At 69.2% G+C, this 18,974-nt stretch carries 13 protein-coding genes and 3 pseudogenes; 12 read left to right on the forward strand and 4 right to left on the reverse strand.

Features of this window, described 5'->3' with window-relative positions:
• From D7Y15_RS35295 to D7Y15_RS35325, 6 genes and pseudogenes are all read left to right on the forward strand, one after another.
• Nucleotides 1–546 (forward strand): annotated as a pseudogene (locus D7Y15_RS35295) (hypothetical protein); the annotation flags it as partial.
• Nucleotides 536–2,707, forward strand: a complete 2,172-nt coding sequence (locus D7Y15_RS45405; protein WP_169822591.1) for a hypothetical protein — start codon at nucleotides 536–538, stop codon at nucleotides 2,705–2,707. The pseudogene D7Y15_RS35295 and the gene D7Y15_RS45405, both read left to right, overlap by 11 nt.
• Nucleotides 2,704–4,038, forward strand: coding sequence for a hypothetical protein (locus D7Y15_RS35310; protein ID WP_121755335.1), 1,335 nt, complete (start codon nucleotides 2,704–2,706; stop codon nucleotides 4,036–4,038). The genes D7Y15_RS45405 and D7Y15_RS35310 overlap by 4 nt, the downstream gene beginning before the upstream one ends.
• A gap of 49 nt (nucleotides 4,039–4,087) precedes the next feature.
• Nucleotides 4,088–4,855: a DUF3592 domain-containing protein gene (locus D7Y15_RS35315; RefSeq protein WP_121755336.1), complete on the forward strand. Its 768-nt coding sequence runs from the start codon at nucleotides 4,088–4,090 to the stop codon at nucleotides 4,853–4,855.
• Nucleotides 4,856–4,939: 84 nt separating this feature from the next.
• Nucleotides 4,940–6,679 carry an N-acetylmuramoyl-L-alanine amidase gene (locus D7Y15_RS35320; protein ID WP_120579658.1) on the forward strand — a complete coding sequence of 580 codons (1,740 nt, stop codon included), beginning with the start codon at nucleotides 4,940–4,942 and terminating at the stop codon, nucleotides 6,677–6,679.
• Between the two features lie 23 nt (nucleotides 6,680–6,702).
• Complete coding sequence (locus tag D7Y15_RS35325; protein ID WP_121755337.1) at nucleotides 6,703–10,275, forward strand: DEAD/DEAH box helicase; 3,573 nt, start codon at nucleotides 6,703–6,705, stop codon at nucleotides 10,273–10,275.
• Nucleotides 10,276–10,622: 347 nt separating this feature from the next.
• Here the strand turns inward: D7Y15_RS35325 and thiD are convergent, their stop codons facing one another.
• Nucleotides 10,623–11,432, reverse strand: a complete 810-nt coding sequence (gene thiD / locus D7Y15_RS35330) for a bifunctional hydroxymethylpyrimidine kinase/phosphomethylpyrimidine kinase (protein ID WP_121755338.1) — start codon at nucleotides 11,430–11,432, stop codon at nucleotides 10,623–10,625.
• 189 nt (nucleotides 11,433–11,621) lie between these two features.
• On the opposite strand from thiD, the pseudogene D7Y15_RS35335 reads away from it, so the two are divergent.
• Nucleotides 11,622–12,355 (forward strand): annotated as a pseudogene (locus D7Y15_RS35335) (IS5 family transposase); the annotation flags it as partial.
• Nucleotides 12,356–12,364: 9 nt separating this feature from the next.
• Here the strand turns inward: D7Y15_RS35335 and D7Y15_RS35340 are convergent.
• Together D7Y15_RS35340 and D7Y15_RS35345 are read right to left on the reverse strand one after the other, a co-directional pair.
• A complete protein-coding gene (locus D7Y15_RS35340; protein ID WP_121755339.1) occupies nucleotides 12,365–13,417 on the reverse strand; it encodes a hypothetical protein in 1,053 nt (350 codons plus the stop codon).
• A 144-nt stretch (nucleotides 13,418–13,561) separates the two neighbouring features.
• Nucleotides 13,562–14,212: an NADPH-dependent F420 reductase gene (locus tag D7Y15_RS35345; RefSeq protein WP_121755340.1), complete on the reverse strand. Its 651-nt coding sequence runs from the start codon at nucleotides 14,210–14,212 to the stop codon at nucleotides 13,562–13,564.
• A 102-nt stretch (nucleotides 14,213–14,314) separates the two neighbouring features.
• On the opposite strand from D7Y15_RS35345, the gene D7Y15_RS35350 reads away from it, so the two are divergent.
• Nucleotides 14,315–15,220 carry a LysR family transcriptional regulator gene (locus D7Y15_RS35350; protein WP_121755341.1) on the forward strand — a complete coding sequence of 302 codons (906 nt, stop codon included), beginning with the start codon at nucleotides 14,315–14,317 and terminating at the stop codon, nucleotides 15,218–15,220.
• On the opposite strand, the gene D7Y15_RS35355 is transcribed toward D7Y15_RS35350, so the two are convergent.
• Complete coding sequence (locus D7Y15_RS35355) at nucleotides 15,207–15,917, reverse strand: TVP38/TMEM64 family protein (protein WP_233597327.1); 711 nt, start codon at nucleotides 15,915–15,917, stop codon at nucleotides 15,207–15,209. The genes D7Y15_RS35350 and D7Y15_RS35355 overlap by 14 nt on opposite strands.
• 349 nt (nucleotides 15,918–16,266) lie before the next feature.
• On the opposite strand from D7Y15_RS35355, the gene D7Y15_RS35360 reads away from it, so the two are divergent.
• The 4 genes and pseudogenes from D7Y15_RS35360 to D7Y15_RS35375 all read left to right on the forward strand — a co-directional run.
• Nucleotides 16,267–16,719 (forward strand): general stress protein, encoded by a 453-nt coding sequence (locus tag D7Y15_RS35360; protein ID WP_120579665.1) that lies wholly within the window; start codon nucleotides 16,267–16,269, stop codon nucleotides 16,717–16,719.
• Between the two features lie 39 nt (nucleotides 16,720–16,758).
• Nucleotides 16,759–17,097, forward strand: a complete 339-nt coding sequence (locus tag D7Y15_RS35365; protein WP_120579666.1) for a hypothetical protein — start codon at nucleotides 16,759–16,761, stop codon at nucleotides 17,095–17,097.
• 32 nt (nucleotides 17,098–17,129) lie between these two features.
• On the forward strand, nucleotides 17,130–18,365 hold the full coding sequence (locus D7Y15_RS35370; protein ID WP_120579667.1) for a sodium:proton exchanger: 1,236 nt from the start codon (nucleotides 17,130–17,132) through the stop codon (nucleotides 18,363–18,365).
• Nucleotides 18,362–18,974: pseudogene (locus D7Y15_RS35375) on the forward strand (transporter); the annotation flags it as partial. The gene D7Y15_RS35370 and the pseudogene D7Y15_RS35375, both read left to right, overlap by 4 nt.

Below are 18,974 nucleotides of genomic sequence, written 5' to 3' on the forward strand. Positions count from 1 at the left end.
GCGGTGGCCGGCCTGGGCGTGGAGTCCGTGTCCTCGGCGATGGACCTGCGGGCGCGCCTGGAGGGACGCCTGCAGCGGGGCGGCTTCCGCCAGGGGGCCTTCGGTCCGGACTACGAGTTGGCGCGCTTCCAGGTGGCGGGGCCGTCCTCAGTGCCACAGGCGGATGCGCCGTTCCCGGACGGGGCCTCGGTCTATGGGGAGGTGATTCTCAGTTGGGATTCCGAGGGGCTGGGCGTGCTGGGGAAGCGCCATTTCCGTCTGACGATGGGGGCGGAGGCCTTCAATTGGGGCCGCGTGGACGTGGATGGGCGGCTGGAAGCGCAGGTGTTCCACCGCGACCTCACCCTGGCTGTGGGCGGATTGGCGGCGGGCGCGGGCCAGCCAGGGGCGCGCGTCCTCGTTTCAAGCGAGGCCCGGTGGCGCTTCCTGGGCGGAAAGCTGTACGCGGTAGGGCAGGGCGGCACGCTGCTGTTTCCCACACCCGAGGGGACGCTGCGGCCGGGGGCCTTCGCGGCAGTGGGCCTGGGGGTGGACAATGTGCGCTGATCAACTGCGGCGCAGCGGAGGCGGCCTCATTGTGATGGTGGCCCTCCTCGCCTCGGGCTGCGCTTCGTTTCCCGCGAAGACGCGCCACGGTGCCACCCTGGCGTTCAGCGCCTTGTCCATGCCACCCCAGGCAGCGAGGACCGCGGCGGCAGGTGTGTACCAGGACGAGGAGCCGGGTCCTGCGGCTGGGGAACACGCGGTGGCTCCCCTGGGTTTTCGGCGTGGCCCGTTGTCCGAAGCGGTCGCGAGGGCGCGAGGCACGGGTGAGGCGGACGGTGTCACCTGCGGTGACAAGGCACTGCCTTCCGGTTGGCCTCGCCTGGATACGAGCCGGGAGGTGCTCACGCCCTTCCTGGCATGTGACTCGCCCGCGGCGTTCGTGGCCATGCAGCGCGGGGTGGACATGGCCGCGCTGGTGGAATCGCTGAGGGACTGGGACGCCGTCCGCCTCGGGGCCCTGGGGCCACTCGACGCGCGGGCCTCTGAGGCCCTTGGCCGCAAGCGCGCGGCGTTCCTTGTCGCCACCACCGAGAAGTACGGCGTGCCGTATGCCGAGGTCCTTGCTCTCTTCGTCCTCCATACGTCCTTCGACGATGAGCTGCGCGAGGTGGTGCGACTGCTGGCGCGCGACAAGCAGTTGGGGGAGACGCTGGGGAGCATGGCCACCGTCCGCGAGGAGCTGACGCGGCGGGGCCTGGCGCTTGAAGGGTTCCCGGAGCGAGGAGAGCAGGGCCGGGATGTGCTTCGCGGGTTGGGACGCGCGGGCCGGGACATGCTCTCCAGCACTTCCGTGAGTGGTGAGGTCCGGTACACGGAGCTCATGGCGATGCGAGAGCAGTTGCCGCCGCCGTATCAGGCCGCTCTCGACGAAGTGCGGAAGGCGTTGATGGAGCGCCACTACGCACCGGGAAGTGTTTCGGCCGGAGCTTTTGATCACCTGACCTTCGGCGTGCCACTGGGCTTCTTCCACCTGGTGGCTGGGACGGGGCACGGGGCGTACTCGCTGACGCAGGGTCAGTACGAGCAGGCCACGCGTGAGCTGGCGCCGGCAGCACTGGCGGTGGCGCTGTATGCCGGGGGCAAGGGTGCACGGGCGCTTCTCGAGGCGCGCGGAGGACTGCGGCGGATCCAGATGCCGGCATTGGACCTGGATGGGCTGAACGCGCTGATGGGCCGCCTGGAAGAGCAGCTGGGCGTCAACGCCGGCCGCGACCTGCTGCGCTACCTCCAGGCCAGCCGGGAGGGCGCGTGGGTCGCCGCCGAGTGGGGCGAGGCGGGGTTGCTGGCACTGTACGAGGCCCGCGGAAATCCGGCGAAGGCGCAGGCGATGCTGGCGGAGGCCCGTCGCGAGTCCGCCCGAGCCGCGGCGACGGAGGGCGTGGCCGGGAAGCGGGCTGGCAGCGCAGCTGTCCTGTCACAGGACGCCAGCGCGTCCGCCGTGGAGGCGGCGAAGGCAAAGCTGCTCCAGGCGGAACTGGAGGCCTCGGGTCCACGCCTCCCGAAGGATGTGGAGCTGTTGAATCAAATGGCGCCCAAGCTGGATGCACCTCCAGCGGGAGTCGAGAAGAGCGCGGGCCTCTGGCACGACTACGTCGCCTACAGAGAGCGGCGGCTCCAGGAGATTCAGAGCGGTGCTGACGTCAAGGGGCCCCTGAAGTGGGCGGGCTACCAGGAGATGTTTGCCAACTACGCCCGCGGACTGGCCTTCGAGAAAGCCATGGTTGCCCTCCTGGAGGCGGATGCGGCCCTCCCTCGGGCGCAGCGCCGATGGCTCGGAGACTTCGACCAGCCTCGCATCGAGACGCACGTGGGAGTAAAGAAGTCGGACCTGCGCTTCGCGGACGTGCTCGTCATCGAGGAACGGCCAGCTCCCGGCACTTCTCCTCGTGTGGAGACCTTCAGCTTCAAGAGCCGAAACCTTTCGCAGTCAGGGGCCGACGCGCTCAAGGCGCAAATGATCGAGGACGCGAGCGCGGCCTTGAGGTACTACGGCGAGATGCTGAACATCCGACGCCCTGGCATGCAGATAGATGCGCGGGTTCAGAGAGTTCGCTTGATCTATGAAGGTGGAGGCTTCAAACCCAGGAGCGTAAAAGACCTGGCAGGCGCTTTAAGAGATACGCGTAAGGCAGTTCAGGAAGTGGAGGTCGGGTTTCAATGAAGTATCTGAACCTGCCGGAGTCAAGGTCAGCGGACTATCTCGCGCTGTCATTGGAAGCGACGTTTGACAGTGCGACCTCAATTGAGGAGGAACTGGGACCGTTCTTCCAAGCTCTTGAGGAGCATGCGGGCGATTGGATGCCAGATGTTGTTGGGGGGAAGCGTGACCGCAAGTATTCCAGGGATGCCACCTGGAAGGCTCTCAAGGAAAGGCGCATGGAGAGGATCACGTTCATTGGATTGTATCGAACGCAAGAGCCTGCGTTGGATATGTCATTGAGCCTTCGGTTTCCTCCGCTCCCCTCTGATTTTTCCGTCTTGATCCACATTGATTCGCTCCCGCTGTTTTCCGAGAAGGCGCCGTGCGCTCGACTTGTGGAGCTGGTTCGTGCGTGGGCATTGCGCTATCCGCCTTCGTACGCATCGGCCCATAGTTCCGCCGATGAACAATTGGCAGGCGCTCCCTACTTTGGCCGGGATAACGAGACCGCTTGGAGGGATGGCTTCGATAAAGTGTATGAGCTCTCCTGGCTCAATGTCTTCGGTCCCAAGTTGGTGGAGACGGTAGGCCGTGAGCGGGTGCTCTCGACTCCTGCGCACCTCGTAGAGGAACTCCCCAACGGTTCCGTCCTGCTAGTGCTGCGGCCCACGGCCGCCGACTTCGCCAGTGAGGAAGCGCGCGTGGCGCAGGCGCGTGCCCATGTGCACCTCAGGCCGGAGCTTGATTTCGGCACGGTGCTGCGGGCTCTGAGAGAGCGCAGTGCCGCGCTCGCTCCGGTGGAGCCCCGCTACGACCCCGATCTGGCGCCGCTCCTCTCCCGTCTGCCATACGAATTCGCCATCAGCGAGCGGCAGCAGAAGATTGCTGAATTCAACGCCTTCCGGCCACCCGAGCCGGAGGAGTGGCTCCCGGCCGCACTCCCGTCGGACGTCGAGAATCCGGAGCGTGTCCTCAGCGACTACGACGACCTGTCAGAAGGCCTCGTGGCGGCGCTGCACACCAAGGTGCCCACCATCTTCGATGAGACCCCTGAGTCCCTGACGGACCTCGACTTCTATTTCTGGAAGGAGAGCTTCCCGAAGCGGTACCTGCGAGACCTCATCGACAGTCACACCGCGCCGGCCCTGGGAGCCTACTTGGGGCGTACGCTGGTCCGGCGGCTGGGCGGGACATGGGTGCCACGGCAAAAGCTGGAGGAGTCGCAAGTGCGTGTCGGCAAGCGCGTCTGGCTCCCCTTCCTTCGCGCCCGCCGGTACATGCAGTCTTGCGAGGCGCTGCTGGACTACTCTCTCACCCAATTCTTCCGGGAAGCGGAGCGGCACCGGGGCTGACCTGGAATCGGGCGCTGATCGCGATCGTGAAGTAGGCTTCGCGCCCGCCATGCAGCTCGCCATCCCCCATGCCCCCCGCAGCGTCAAACTCGCCCAGGTGCCTGGGGCCGTGGCGCGGTTGGTGCGCGGGGTGGTGCTGGGCCTGGTGATCATCACCGTGCTGGGCCTGGGTGCCAGCTACGCCGGCCGCTACTTCATCGAGGAGCAGCGCTTCACCTCCAGCGCGGAGCTGGTGGACGCGGTGGTGGGCGCGAGTCATGCGCCCCCTCCGAGCCAGCACGAGGACGCGGAAGGCACGCTGGACGTCCTCTACACGTTCGCGGGCGAGGATCACTCCGTGTCGGGCGTGCGCGCGGCCGCGGAACATGCCGCGGGCCTGGGCCACGGTGCCCGGGTGCAGCTGCTGGTGGATCCGTCCCAGCCGGGGCGGCCTCGCGAGGCGACCCATGCTCGGGCCCAGGCGGCCCGGGTGGGCCTGCTGCCTTGGGGCCTGGGCCTGGGGGCGCTGGTGGCCCTGGGCGGCTTCGCGTGGGAGGTGCGGCGGCTGTGGCGCCGGGAGGTGGTGCCGCTGCGCCTGGGCGCGCTGGTGTGGCTCACTCCGGACGATGGCTACCTGCCGGAAGGGAAGGGCGAGGCCGTGTTCCCCGCGCACTTCTTCCGCCAGGACGTGAAACACGCCGTGCGGGCGCGCTGCCGCCCCCAGCGGGCCCCGGTGCGCAATGGCGGCAAGGTGCTGGCCGCCGTGGTTCCCTCCGAGCCGGGGTGGTGCCGCGTCATCGACGAGGAGCTGGCGCGGACGCTGGGCTGGGTGCGCTGACGGACGGACAGGTGGGGTTGAAAAGTTGCTGGCCCCCAGAGGCCGTGTGACACACGCCTGTAGCTGCAACGTCCGGAGGCTTCCATGCGCGTTCGCTTCTCCCACTTCGTGCTGCCCGTGCTGCTCCTCACGGCCCCGAGCGCCGTCGGAGCCGGCAAGCGCAACGAAGCGGAGGAGGCGTACCAGCAGGCCCGCCGCGCCTACTACGCGCTGAAGGACGACGCGTCCCGCCGCAAGCTGCGCCACCACTGGCTCAACGTGGTGCACCGCTTCGAGGCCGTGGCCACGCGCTTCCCCAAGAGCGACCGCGCCCCCGATGCCCTCTTCACCGCGGGCGACCTGCTCCAGGAGCTGAGCCGCATCTCCTTCGTGGACGAGGACCTGCAGTCGGCCATCTCGGACTACTCCAAGCTGGTGGAGGCGCACCCGAAGCACCGGCTCGCGGATGACGCGGCGCTGGCGCTGGCGCGCATCCACGTCAACCGCCTGGACAAGCCGGAAGCGGCCCGGAAGGTCCTCAACGAATCGCTGGCCACCAACCCCAAGGGCGACCAGGCCAAGGAGCTGAAGTCGCTGCTGGCCTCGCTGCCCCCGCCCAGCAAGACGCCGCCCCCGAAGCCCACCGTGAAGCCGCTGCCCCCGGTGGTGAAGTCCACGCCGGACACCGCCGTCGCCGCCGCGCCCTCCAGTTCGCCGCTGGTGGATGCGATCTCCAAGCTCGCTCGCGAGCCGTCGCCGGTGCTGCCGCGCCTGGATCCGAACGTCCCGGCCTCGGGCTCCGAGACCTCGACGAAGGACTCCTCGGCGAACATCGTGGACGCGCCCACCGTCGCTGACCGGGCCGTGGACGCGAAGGCTCCGGAGGCGATGGCGTCCTCGCACGGGACGTCGAAGCCGGAGGCCCGCGTGGAGGTTCCGGCCGTGGCGTCGAAGGCTCCGGCTCCGGTGGTGGACAGCGCCCCGGTCGCTCCGAAGCCGGCCGCCCCCGTGGTGGTGGCGTCGAAGCAGGAGACGAAGCCGGAGGCTCCGCGCCCGGTGACGGCGCCGGTGGACGCGCAGGTGGCGCAGGCGCGGCTCAAGGCCGTGGCGAAGCAGTCGCGCCACGCGGAGCTGACGCTGGCGGAGCAGCTGGGGCTGAAGGTGCGCCGCGTGGTCATCGACCCGGGCCACGGCGGCCATGACTCTGGCGCGGTGGGCAAGGCGGGGACGAAGGAGAAGGAGGTGGCCCTGGCCATCTCCAAGAAGGTCGCGGACGGCCTGCGGGAGAAGGGCCTGGAGGTCGTGCTCACCCGCGACGACGACACGTTCATCCGCCTGGAGGACCGCGCGAAGCTGGCCAACGAGGCGCACGGAGACCTGTTCATCTCGGTGCACTGCAACTCGGCGGCGACGCACAAGCTGCGCGGCATCGAGACGTACACGCTCAACACGTCCGCGGACCGCTACTCCATCCGCCTGGCCGCTCGCGAGAACGCTTCCTCCGAGAAGGGCATCAGCGACCTCCAGTTCATCCTGGCGGACCTGGCCACCAAGGCGAACACGGAGGAGTCGTCGCGGCTGGCGAACGCCGTGCAGCACAACCTGGTGACGGGCCTGTCCGGCCAGTACGACGGCATCAAGGACCTGGGCCACAAGGAGGCGCTGTTCTACGTGCTCCTGGGCGCGAAGATGCCCGCCATCCTGGTGGAGACGTCCTTCCTGTCGCACGCGGAGGACGAGAAGCGCCTGGCGTCCGAGCGCTTCCAGGACGAGGTGGCGAAGAACATCGTGCTGGGAGTGGAAGAGTTCCTCGGTGATCGCCGCCGCATGGCCAAGGTAGACTGACGCGTTCGTTGTCGTCAGTCCCCATGGCCGAGCAGTCCCCCCCGTCCAGCCCCAAGCCCGCGCAGGATCCCCACGCGCCCCCGTTCCAGACGGAGGCGGACCTGCGCGCGTGGCTGCGCGCGGAGGGACTGGAGCACCTGTCGCGCCTGAGCCTGGCCCTGCTCACGCCTCGCGTGGAGGCCGCATACCTGCCGCAGGTGCGCGCGGTCATCTCCCGCCGCAGGCTGGTGGAGGTGCTGGCCCAGGACACGCTCGACCGCTGGACGGCGGAGATGCTGCCCACGCCGCGCATGCGGGACCTGCTGCCGAAGCTCGCCTGGCGCTACGTGGAGGACGAGCGGCAGGCCACCCTCGATGCCCGGGCTTCCGTCGCGGAGCGGATCGCGCCCCCGGCAGACAAGCGCACGCACACGGTCCACGGGATGTTGCTTGCCTGGCGTGCTCGCGTGCCTTCGAGCATCGCGCCGCGTCCGGAGCGCGCGCTGTCGCTGGAAGCGCTGGTGGAGGAGCCGGACCTGCCGGGCTTCCGCCTCAAGGAGACGCGCATCTCCGAGCTGCCGGTGTCCCCGCCGGGCTCGGGCTTCATCCTCGCGGACGCGCGGCTGACGTTCAGTCCATCCGGCGTGACGGTGGACTGTTCGTGCGGCGCCACGTTCTGCGTGCACCAGCTGGCGGCGGTGGACACGGCGCTCCTGTGGCTGCGGCAGCGCTGGACGGAGGACTTCGGCGAGACGCTGGAGGAGCTGGTCCGGCCCGCGTGGGCCCGGACGCTGCGCGCGCTGGAGCGGGCGGTGGAGGAGAGCCCGGGCGGCGGCGGAGGCGTGGAGATCTCCTGGCGACTGGACGTCATCGAAGGGTACGGCGTGGAGGTCGCGCCCTACGTGCACCGGCGCACGAAGAAGGGCCAGCGCACGACAGGGGCGAAGGTCGGCCGGCGCAAGCTGTTGCAGGAGTACGGCTCGCAGCTCAGCCCCTCGGATTCGCGCATCGCCGCGCTGCTCTCCGACAGCACGGCCCCCGCGTCGCGCGCGCTGCTGTTCGAGTTGATTGATCATCCGCGCCTGTCGCTGGAGGGCACGCAGGACATCCCCGTGCGCATCGAGCGCGAGAAGGTGGGCCTGGTCGCCGAGGACCGGGGCGGCACCGTGCTGGTGAACGCGGGCGTGGACGGCACCGTGCTGCCCGCGCCGTTGCTGGAGCGCGTGCGCAAGGCGAAGCCGGAGGACGCGGTGTTCCTCTGGGACGAAGGCGCGCACGTGCTCACGGTGCTGGACGTGAGCCCGGAGGTGCGCGCCATGGCCACGGTGCTCCAGCGGCACGGCAACGCGTTTCCTCCAGAGAGTCACGGGCCGCTGCTGGAGCACCTGTCGAAGCTCTCCGTACGCCTGCCCGTGGCCATGCCCCGCAGCGTGATGGGGGAATCCATCGCGCCGCAGCAGCTCCCGGTGCTCCGGCTGGAAGGACAGCCTGGGGGCGCGGTGCGGCTGGAGCTGCGGCTGCGCGCGCTGCCGGATGGCCCGGCGTATCTGCCCGGTGAGGGACCTCGCGACGTGCACGTGCGGCGCGACACGCGGTCCTTCCACGCGGTGCGCGACTTCGGGCGCGAGCTGACGGCGGGCGCGGCGCTCCAGGCCCGGTTGCCCTTGCAGACGGCGGAGCCGCAGGAGCTTCCGTTCTGCTTCCTCTTCCACAGCGCGCAGGGCGGGTTGGCGGTGCTGGCCGCGTGCGCGGAGATGGAGCCCCGGCCGGAGCTGGAGTGGGTGGGCGCGTCCATGCGGCTCGTGCCCAAGCGGGGCGCGGGCGACCTGAAGGTCGTCCTGGAGCGCAAGCGCGAGTGGTTCGGCGTGCTGGGCAGCCTGTCCGTGGAGGGCGAGCGGGTGGAGCTGGCGCGGCTCCTGGACGCGGCCCGGCGCAAGGAGCGCTTCGTCCAGGTGGACGCGCGCACGTGGGTGGAGATCGAAGCGGCGCTGCGCGAGCAGCTGGAGAAGCTGGCGGATCACACGTACCTGTCGAAGCACGGGCTGGAGGTGGGCCCGTCCGCGGCGGAGGCCCTGGCGGGGCTGGGCACCGCGGGCGCGCTCATCGACGCGGATGCGTCCTGGAAGACGCTGGTCGAGCGCATCTTCGCGGCGAAGGAGCTGAAGCCTCGGGTGCCCGCGGCGCTCAAGACGGAGCTGCGCGACTACCAGCTCGAAGGCTTCCGCTGGCTCACGCGGCTGGCGTCATGGAACGCGGGTGGGGTGCTCGCGGACGACATGGGGCTGGGCAAGACGGTGCAGGCCCTGGCCGTGCTGCTGGATCGTGCGAAGCAGGGGCCCGCGCTGGTGCTGGCCCCCACGTCAGTGGCCTTCAACTGGCGGGACGAAGCGAAGCGTTTCGCGCCGTCGCTGAAGGTGACGATCTTCTCCGACGCGGAGGACCGGGGCGGCACGCTGGAGCGGCTGGGGCCTCGCGACGTGCTGGTGCTCAGCTACGGCCTGCTCGTGCGCGACATCGAGCGGCTGGCCGCGCTGCGCTTCTCCACCATCGTCTTCGACGAGGCCCAGCAGCTGAAGAACGCGGCCACGCAGCGCTTCCGCGCGGCACGAGCGCTCCAGAGCGACTTCAAGTTCGCGCTGTCCGGCACGCCGCTGGAGAACCACCTGGGCGAGCTGTGGTCGCTCTTCGCGGTCGTCTTCCCGGGGCTGCTGGGCAGCCTGGAGGCGTTCCGCAACCGCTTCGCCGCGCCCATCGAGAAGCAGGTGGATCCGACTGCCGCGCCCGCGCTGGCCCGCGTGCTCCAGCCCTTCCTGCTGCGCCGCACCAAGGCCCAGGTGGAGGCACAGCTGCCGCCGCGCACGGACGTGCACGTGCCCGTCGTCCTGTCCCCGCCGGAGTGGACGCTCTACGAGGACGCGCGGCTGGCGGCCCTGTCCGACCTGGAGACGCGCAAGGCGAAGATGAAGGACCAGGAGCGGCGCATCGAGGTGCTGGCGGCGCTGACGCGGCTACGGCTGCTCGCGTCGCACCCGCGCCTGTACGACAAGGCGTCCAAGCTGGAGTCCTCCAAGCTGGAGCGCTTCCTGGAGCTCGTCCAGGAGCTGCGCGAGGAGGGCCACCGTGCACTGGTGTTCAGCCAGTTCACGTCCCACCTGGCGCTGGTCCGCGAGGTGCTGGATGCCCAGGGCATCGCCTACGAGTACCTGGACGGCTCCACCCCCGCCAGCGCACGGGCGGACCGCGTGCGTGCCTTCCAGGAGGGCGACGCCCCCCTGTTCCTGATTTCACTCAAGGCGGGCGGCTTCGGTCTCAACCTGACGGCCGCCACCAGCGTCATCCACCTGGACCCCTGGTGGAACCCCGCCGTAGAGGATCAGGCCTCCGATCGCGCCCACCGCATCGGCCAGCAGCGACCCGTCACGGTCTACCGGCTGGTGTCGCGTGGGACGATCGAGGAGCAGATGCTCTCGCTCCATGAACAGAAGCGGGCCCTGGTGGCCGGTGTGCTGGAGGGCAAGGACGCCGCCGCCCGCCTGTCCACCCAGGAGCTGCTCGGGTTGCTCGCGCAGCGGATGCCGGGCATCGACGGGCTCGACTCCGACGCGACGAAGCACTGAACGGTCTTTCCGTGGTTTTTCTCGGACCCAGTCGTGCGCCTGAACAGGCACTGAACAGATTTTTAGTCATTTTCAGTGCACCCAGGTCTGAACGGCTGAGCAGTCCTGGGGCTCTGATCGGCCGTGCCTACATGAAATACTGATCAGGTGGGCAAGGTGTGCCGTTTGTCGGCGGACAATCACCGCCAGCGCCTACACCCCCCTGCCCGATCAGGATTGCCATGCCCACATGAACACAGCTTCAGTGAGTCTCGGCCCACCCAATGAAACACGTATCAATTGGATACATGTTTCATTTGCTGAATATCTGCAATTGGATGCAATCAATTGCATTTCATGTCTATGTTTTAGTCGTGAGTCAGCGGGAAGAAGTGCCCGATCGGGCCGTTCCCGTGGCCCACGGCGAGCGGGTAGCGCAGGGCGGAGGTGACGTACTCCTTCGCGAGCCGCACGGCCTCCAGCGGGGAAGTCCCCAGCGCGAGCCTCGCGGCGATCGCGGCGGACAGCGTGCAGCCAGTGCCGTGCGTGTTCGGCGTGTCCACGGGCGCCACGGACAGCGTCTCCATGCGCGTCCCGTCGAACCACACGTCCGTGCCGCGCAGCGCGCCCGGCATGCCGCCGCCCTTCACCAGCACCGCGCGGGAGCCCAGGGCGTGGATGCGTCGGGCCGCCTCGCGCATGTCCTCCAGCGTCTGGATGTCCATGCCCGCGAGCAGCTTCGCTTCATGGCGGTTGGGCGTGAGGATGGCCGCCAGGGGCAGCATGCGCGCGCGCAGCGCCTCCACCGCCTCATTGTCGATGAGCTGCGAGCCCGCTCGGGACACCATCACGGGATCCACCACGATGGGGCCCAGCGACACACGGGCCAGTTGATCCGCCACGGCCTCGATGAGCGGGCGCTGGGCCAGCATGCCCACCTTGACCGCGTCCACGCGCATGTCCGACGCGACGGCGTCCACCTGCGCGGTGACGGACTCGGGCGGGAGCAGGTCCACGCGCGTGACGCCTCGCGTGTTCTGCGCGGTGATGGCCGTCACGGCGCTGGTGCCGTGCACTCGGTGGAAGGAGAAGGTGCGGAGGTCGGCCTGGATGCCCGCGCCACCGCCGCTATCAGAGCCGGCGATGGTGAGGGCGGTTGCGACAGGGAAGGGCTTCATGGGCGCGGCATCCTAGCCGCGGCCCGGCGCCTGGGGCCCTGGAACTAGGGGGTGTCCCTAAACGAGAGAAGATGAACTGCGGCCGAGGGTAGCAGTCGTGCCCTCGGCCGAGCATCAGCAGGAGGGGTTGCACTAAAGCGGGGCCATTGCCTACCCCAGGGGATGCACCGACATGAACTCACCGACCAGGAATGGAAGCGCATCCGCCCGCTTCTGCCTCCGCGGCGGGGCCGGCACTCGCTCAAAGGCGAGCGTCTGTTTGTCAGCGCCGTGTACTGGCTCGCCCGCACCGGCAGCCCCTGGCGAGACCTGCCCGGTCGATATGGCAAGTGGAAGTCCGTGTACAACCGCTTCAACAACTGGTCGAAGCGCGGCGTGTGGGAGCGGCTCTTCAAGGAAGTGCAGCTCGAGTCGAATCCTCCCGTGCCGGGGGACGAAGCGTCCATCCTCGATGGCACCACCATCCGGGCGCATCTGGACGCCGCGGGAGGAAAAGGGGGGTCCAACACAACGCTCTGGGACGCTCTCGAGGAGGTTTTTCGACCAAGGTCCATGCCCTCGTCGACAGCCGAGGACGGCCACGCCATATCGAACTGACGCCCGGCCAGCGGCACGAGATGACCAAGGCCGACGACCTGATAATGCACGCGGTGGGCGCGGCCTGCATCGCCGACAGCGGGTACGATGCGGACTGGTTCCGCGCCCTGCTCAAGTTCTTCGGCATGAAGGCCGTCATCGCCTCCAAGCCGGAGCGCCCCAGAGCCCTTTCGAAGGACCGCAAGCTCTACGCCCTTCGTTATCTGGTCGAGCGGTTCTTCCATGGCCTCAAGCGCTTCCGCCGCCTCGCGACTCGATATGAGAAGACAGCCCGCAACTACCTTGCCCTCATCCACCTCGCCTGCACTCGGATGTGGCTCAATTAGGGACACCCCCTAGAACTGGTTCTGCCGGGCCTGGTCGAAGTCCACGCGGTGCTTCAGGTACAGCGTGTCCAGCATGTGGTTGCTGATGGGGTTCAGGTTGCCGTCGGTGAAGCGGTGCACCACCGCGCCCTTGCCCGCGTCCTTCAGGAAGGCCAGCGGATCCACATCGCCGCCCAGGCCGGTGAGCGTGGGCACGGGGTCCGCGTTGTTGACGTAGTGCACGTACCGCGGGCCGTCCGGGTACTTCGTGGACGCGGCGCCGAAGGTCTCCACCTGCAGGTGGCTCATCTTCGCCTCCACCTGCGCGGGGGACAGCCCGTCTTCCACGCGCAGCCGCTTCGCCACGTCGTTCAGCGCTCGCGCGGTGATGAGTCCGCCCTGGCTGTAGCCCACCAGGTGCACGTCGCGGCCGGCCTTCAGCTCCGAGTAGAGCGTGTCCGCCAGCGTGTCCACGGCGGGGTTCTTGCCCTTGTCCAGCTTGTCCGTCACGCACTGGCCCAGGTCCTTCACCAGGCCTTCGGTCGCGTTGTGGATGCCCACCACCTTCGCGCCGGAGCTGTCCGCCAGCGCCTGCATCTCGTTCACCTGACCCGCCGTCGGCGTCATGATGCCGTTGACGTAGAGGATCGTCTTGTCCGGGTTCGGGTTGTTCTTCGGCGTGATGCCCGGCACGTCGCCCAGCTTCGTCGTCGACGGGAGCACCTTGCCGCCCGCGCCCACGAACATGCCGTCCTGCGCGCGGTCCGGCTTCGCGCCGCCAAAGAGGCTGGTGATCTCCTTCACCGTGGTGGCGTTGAAGACGTCCGCGCCCATCTGCAGGAAGCGGGGGATGTCCTTGATGCCACCCACCGCCGCGTCGATGAGTCCGCCCAGCAGCCCGTTCTTCTGCGCAGGCGCGGCGCCCGCCAGGTTCGCCGTGGCGGCGCGCGACGGCGACTGCTCGAAGGAGGACTTCTGGAACGCGGGCTGATGCGCCACCGGCTTCTTCGCGAGCGGCTCCGCGGCCGTCTTCGAAGTGGAGGACGGCACGGCGAGGGAACGGGTGCGGTCGATCGTGCTCATGACAACCTCCAACCACCGGGGGAAGTGGGTTTGGGTAGGTTATCCGCTCCTTGCCTGGGAAGTTGCGTAGCCCCGCGTCATGGCCCCGCAATCCACACCGCGTGCCTGACGCGTCTGGTCAATTCCAGACACGCGGCATGGTTTTCAGCGCTTCACGACGTGGATGTTGAAGTCGCCGGTGCGCAACGTGCCCCACAGGCGCAGCCACAGCGGGAGGAAGGCCTCGGTGCCGCGGGCGGTGGTGATGTCGCCCAGGTCGATGACGTGCTTCCAGCCGAAGCCCTCCGTGAGGAGCTGCTTCACGCGGGCCTTGGCGTCCACGTCGTTGCCGGACACGAAGACGTCGTGATCTCCCGGCACGCGCGAGGGATCCACCATCACCTCGCAGTTCATCGTGTTGAGCGTCTTCACCACCTTCAACGACGGGAAGGCGCGCTGGATCTGCTCGCCCAGTGAGTCATCCGGAGGCGTGGAGAGCACCGGCGGCATGCCCTTGGTGAAGTCGAGCGGGTTGGACACGTCCACCAGCACCTTGCCGCGCAGAGCCTCCTCACCCGCGGACTTCAGGACGTCCAGCGAGGCATTGCCCAGCGTGCAGTTGAAGATCAGCTCCGCGAACGCGGTGGCGTCCCGGAACGTTCCCTGCGAAGCCTTGCCCCCGGACTTCCTCACCCACGCGGCGGCCTTCGCGTTGTCCGGCGTGCGCGAGCCCATGCGCACCTCGTGGCCCAGCGCCACCAGCTTGCTGCCCAGCGTCTCGCCCACCATGCCCGTACCCAGGATCGCGATCTTCATGAGGACTCCCTTTCGTGTGGGGTGAACCCTAATCGTCAACCCGGACGACCGTGAGCACGTCCGGGTTGAACCATCATCAACCCTGGGTTGACAATGCGACCCATGGACCTGTTCACGGGCGTGTTGCCCTTCCTCCACGTGGCGGAGGAGCGGAGCTTCCGGAAGGCGGCGGAGCGGCTGGGCGTCACCGTCGCGGCGGTGAGCAAGGCGGTGCGGAAGCTGGAGGAGGAGCTGGGCGCCAGGCTCCTGGAGCGCACCAGCCGGCAGGTGGCCCTCACGTCCGAAGGCGTCGCCTTCCTGGAGCGGGCGCGCGAGGCCGTGGCGCAGATCCGCGCCGCCCGCGAGACGGTGGCCCAGGCGCACCGCGCGCCCAAAGGGCCAGTCACGGTGTCGCTGCCGTTCATCCTGGGCCCCGTGCTGCTGCCCCGGCTGGCGCGGCTCCAGGCCCGCCACCCGCAGCTCACGCTGCACGTGCGCATGAGCGACCGGCTCAGCAAACTGGTGGAGGAGCAGGTCGACGTGGCCATCCGCGTGGGAGGGATGGAGGACTCCAGCCTGGTGGCGCGGCGGCTGTTCTCCACGCGATGGATGACCCTGGCGTCGCCGTCCTATCTGGCGCGGCACGGGACACCGGAGCACCCGTCACTGCTGGAGCGCCACGCGTGCCTGAAGTTCGTGGATCCGCGCGGCATCACCCGCGAGTGGCACTTCCGTGAATCACCCGGAGGAGACAAGGCCGGAGTGGTGCGCACGCGCGCGGCCATCGACGTGGATCACGGCCCGGCGCTGCTGGACCTGGCCGCCGCGGGTGCCGGGCTCTGCCAGGTGCTGGACTTCATGAGCGATGCACGGCTGCGCGAGGGCGCGCTGGTAGAGGTCCTGGCGGAGTACGCCGCGGAAGGGCCTCCGGTCCACGCGCTGTGCCTGCCAGGGCGCCAGTCCGTGCCCCGCGTCCGCGCGCTCCTCCAGCACCTGGTGGAGGAGCTGCGCGCCGTCACGGCGTGGTGAGCGCTTCCTTCGCGGCGGGCAGGCCGCGGGGGGCTTCCGCTTCGGGCGTGGGAACTTCCACCGACGCCTCGTTGACCTCCTTGTAGAACCGGCGGCCGAAGATGACGCCCAGCACCAGCGACACCACCATGCCCACAGCGGATACGGCGGTCATCACCGTGCGGCCCTGCGCGAGGCCGCTGCCGAACTGCGCGGTGAGGAAGGTGCCCGGGATGGTGCCCAGCACGACACCCAGCACGGACGGCCAGAAGCGCGCGCCGCTCGCCGCGCCGGCGATCAGCATGATGTCCGTGGGGCACAACGGATTGAGGCACGCCAGGAACGTGAACTGGAAGTCGTGCCGCCGCGCCGCCTTGGCGATAGCCGGGTACTTGCTGCCGCACAGCCGCTGCATGGGCCGCGTGCCCAGCTTGCGAGCAACGAAGTAGAGCAGGGTGGCGGACAGGAAGCTGCCCGTTAGTGAATAGAGGGTGGCGGCGAGAGTCCCGAACATCATGCCGCCCACCGCGGTGAGGACCTGACCTGGCAAGAGCGTCAGGGGCCGCACGGCCAGGAAGGCCACGTACGCCAGGGGGGCGTAGTCGCCCAGGGGAAGCAGCAGCTCCCGGATGGTGCGCTGATCGATGAAGTCCGGCCCCAACAGCCGGAGCATCACCAGACCGCCAATGGAGACGACCATGGGCGCGAGGATTCGCAACCAGGTCTTCAGTCCGTTCCTGACACTCGCCAAAAGAACCTCCCCCACCGCCCGCGGACACATGTGTCAGGCGTTGCGCACAAGGTGGGATCCGAGCAGGGAATCGGCAACGTGGACTGAATTGTTGTGAACAACGAGAGCGTCCTGCCGGGCAATCACCCGTCCCGACCGGATGCCCAGCAGGCCTGACAAGCGCGCGAAATCCTTGGGGATTATGCATGCAATGTCAGGAGAGAACGGCTGGCGGTGTACGGAGCTTGCTTGCATCGGGGCGCTTCCGTCCCAAGGTTTCAGGCAAGGGACACCAAGGCGCGGACGGGGTTGGTCAGTCACGAGAGGAGACACGGACATGTCGGACAAGGACAACAAGGGCAGCATGACGGTGGCTGAGGCCGGGCGTAAGGGCGGCGAGACTGTCCGCAACGAGCGCGGTCGCGAGTTCTACGAGACCATCGGCCGCAAGGGTGGAGCGACGGTGAAGGCCGAGCGCGGACGCTCCTTCTACGAGGAGATCGGCCGCAAGGGCGGCGAGACCGTGAAGGCCGAGCGCGGCGCGAAGTTCTACGAGGAGATCGGCAAGAAGGGTGGCGACCGCGTCAAGGCCACCCGCGGGCCGAACTTCTATGAGGAGATCGGCCGCAAGGGCGGGCAGAAGGTCAAGAAGCTGATTGAAGAGGGCAAGCGCGCCGCCCGCGCCGCCATGGAGAGCCAGGCCGCCGGCGGGAATGCCCCCGCGGCCGAGGGCACCTCCGCTCCGGTGAAGCCGCCGGAAGAGCCCGCGCAGCCGGGTGGCAACGAGTAACGGGGGACAGGAAGCGCGGTCTTCCGGTATGACGGCCGCGTGTACCTGGTCATCACGTTCCTCGAACAGGTGGAGACGACTGAGCGGGCGATCCGCCGGCTCCGGGAGTTTGGCATCCCGGAACCGATGGTCATCCGAGCGCGCAGCGCCGCCGCGGCTTTGTCCGCGGAGGTCCCGGTGTTCGCCGGGCTGCGCAGCCTCGCGCTGGGCGCGGATGAGGACCGCATCGTCCTGGTGAGCGTGCTGCCCGCGCTCCCGCAGGAGGAGTTGGATCGCATGCTCCAGCGCGTGCAGTTGGAGATGGACGCGGACGACCCACCCATGGGTCGCCTGGTGGCCCTGCCTGTCCTGGCGGCGCCCACGCATCGGCGTGGATGACGCGCGGGGGCGCACGGGTGTAAGCACGTTGCGTGCAAGCGCTGCTCGTCTTTCTCATCGTCGCGGCGTTGTCGCTGCTCGCGTCCAGCCGGTCGCTCCTGGCTCCGGGCCGCTTCCCGGCGCTGGCACAGCTGGCGGCCAGCGGCCTGATGTTCCTCATCTTCGGGGCCCTCCTGGGCCCGTCCCTCCTGGGCGTGCTCACCGTGGGCAACCTGGAGTCCCTGCGCCCGCTGGTGGCGCTGGGGCTGGGGACGGGGGGCGTGCTTCTGGGGCTCAACCTGGAGCCGCGCCTGCTGCGGCTGTTGCCGCGGCCCGTGTACGCGGCGGCGGTCGCGCACGCGGGCACGGCGTTCCTCTTCGTCGCGCTGCCGCTGTCCGTGCCGCTGCTGTTGTCCATGGGCCTCAGGCCCCTGATGGCGGTGGGCGCGGCGGCGCTCCTGGGCGCGGCGGCGAGCCTGTCCTCCGGCCACTTCGCGGTGCTGGGCTACCGCAACGGGCGGATGGAGCGCGCGCGCGGTCTGGGCGTGGCGCTGCTCACGATGATGGACGACGCGGTGGGCCTGGGCGTGCTCGCGCTGGGCCTGGTGCTGGGCGTCACCGGCAACGCGGTGGAAGGGCTGGGCCTGCTGAGCCTGACGCTGCTGCTGGGCGTGGCGTGCGGGGCGCTGCTGGCGTTCCTCACGTATTCGCTGAAGGACCTGGCGGAGCAGACCACGGTGACGCTGGGCATGGTGGCGCTGGTGGGCGGCGCGGCGGCGTACCTGCGGCTGTCGTCGCTGCTGGCGGGCGTGGCGTGCGGCGCGACGCTGGCGCTGATGGGCGGGCGCACGGCGGAGCGGGTGGCGCGGGCGCTCTCGCGCGTGGAGCGGCCCACGTACCTGGTGCTGGTGTTCCTGGTGGGCAGCCACATCCACGCGCGTGACATGTCCGCCTGGGCGCTGTTGCCCGCGTTCGTGGGGCTGCGCTTCCTGGGCAAGGTGCTGGGGGGACGCTTCGCGCAGCGGCTCACGGCGGGCGTGTTGGACCTGCCGCCGCGCTTCGGCTACGCGCTCATCTCCCAGGGCGGCCTGGCGCTGTGCCTGGTGGCCGAATACGTGATGCTGGTGCCGGGCTCGCTGTCTCAGCGCGTGCTGGACGTGGTGGCGGTGGGCGCGGTCGTCAACGAGATGCTCGCGCACGGAGCCTTCCGGCACGTGCTGGCAGCGGAGCCCAGGGCCACGACTTCGCGCAACACACCTCCCGAGGGTGACGCGGGGGTGGTGGCGTGAAGGGGTCCATCTTCCGGTTGCTGCTGCTCATGGGGCTCTTGGCGGCCATCACCCAGGCGCAGGTGGTGCGCGCGGACGCGGGCACGCCGGTGCTGCTGGCGGCGGGCGCGCTGCTGTTGTGCGGCCTGTTCGCGGGCAAGGTGGCCAAGGGCATGGGCCTGCCGCGCCTCACCGGTTACCTGCTGGTGGGCGTGGCGGTGGGGCCGTACGCGCTGGGCTTCATCCCCAACGCGGGCGTGAAGGGCCTGGAGCTGGTGAAGGGCCTGGCGGTGAGCCTCATCGCGCTCGTCGCGGGCACGGAGCTGCACCTGGGGCTCATCCGCCGGGTGGGCGCGCGCGTGGCGCTGCTCTGCGCGACGGTGTGCGGGCTGACGTTCGCGGTGTGCTTCGCGGCGACGTTCGCGCTCAAGCCCGTGCTGCCGTTCCTGACCCCCATGAGCGTGCCGCAGGCGCTGGCGGTGAGCGCGCTCATGTCCACGGTGGTGGTGTCGTTCTCCCCCACGGTGACCATCGCCATCGTGCAGGAGACGTCCGCGCGCGGCTCCTTCACGGAGTTCCTGATGGCGCTGGTCATCATCGGGGACCTGTTCGTGATGGTGGCCTTCGGCC

It is taken from the genome of Corallococcus sp. AB030 (genome assembly GCF_003668965.1).
Classification (GTDB): domain Bacteria; phylum Myxococcota; class Myxococcia; order Myxococcales; family Myxococcaceae; genus Corallococcus; species Corallococcus exiguus.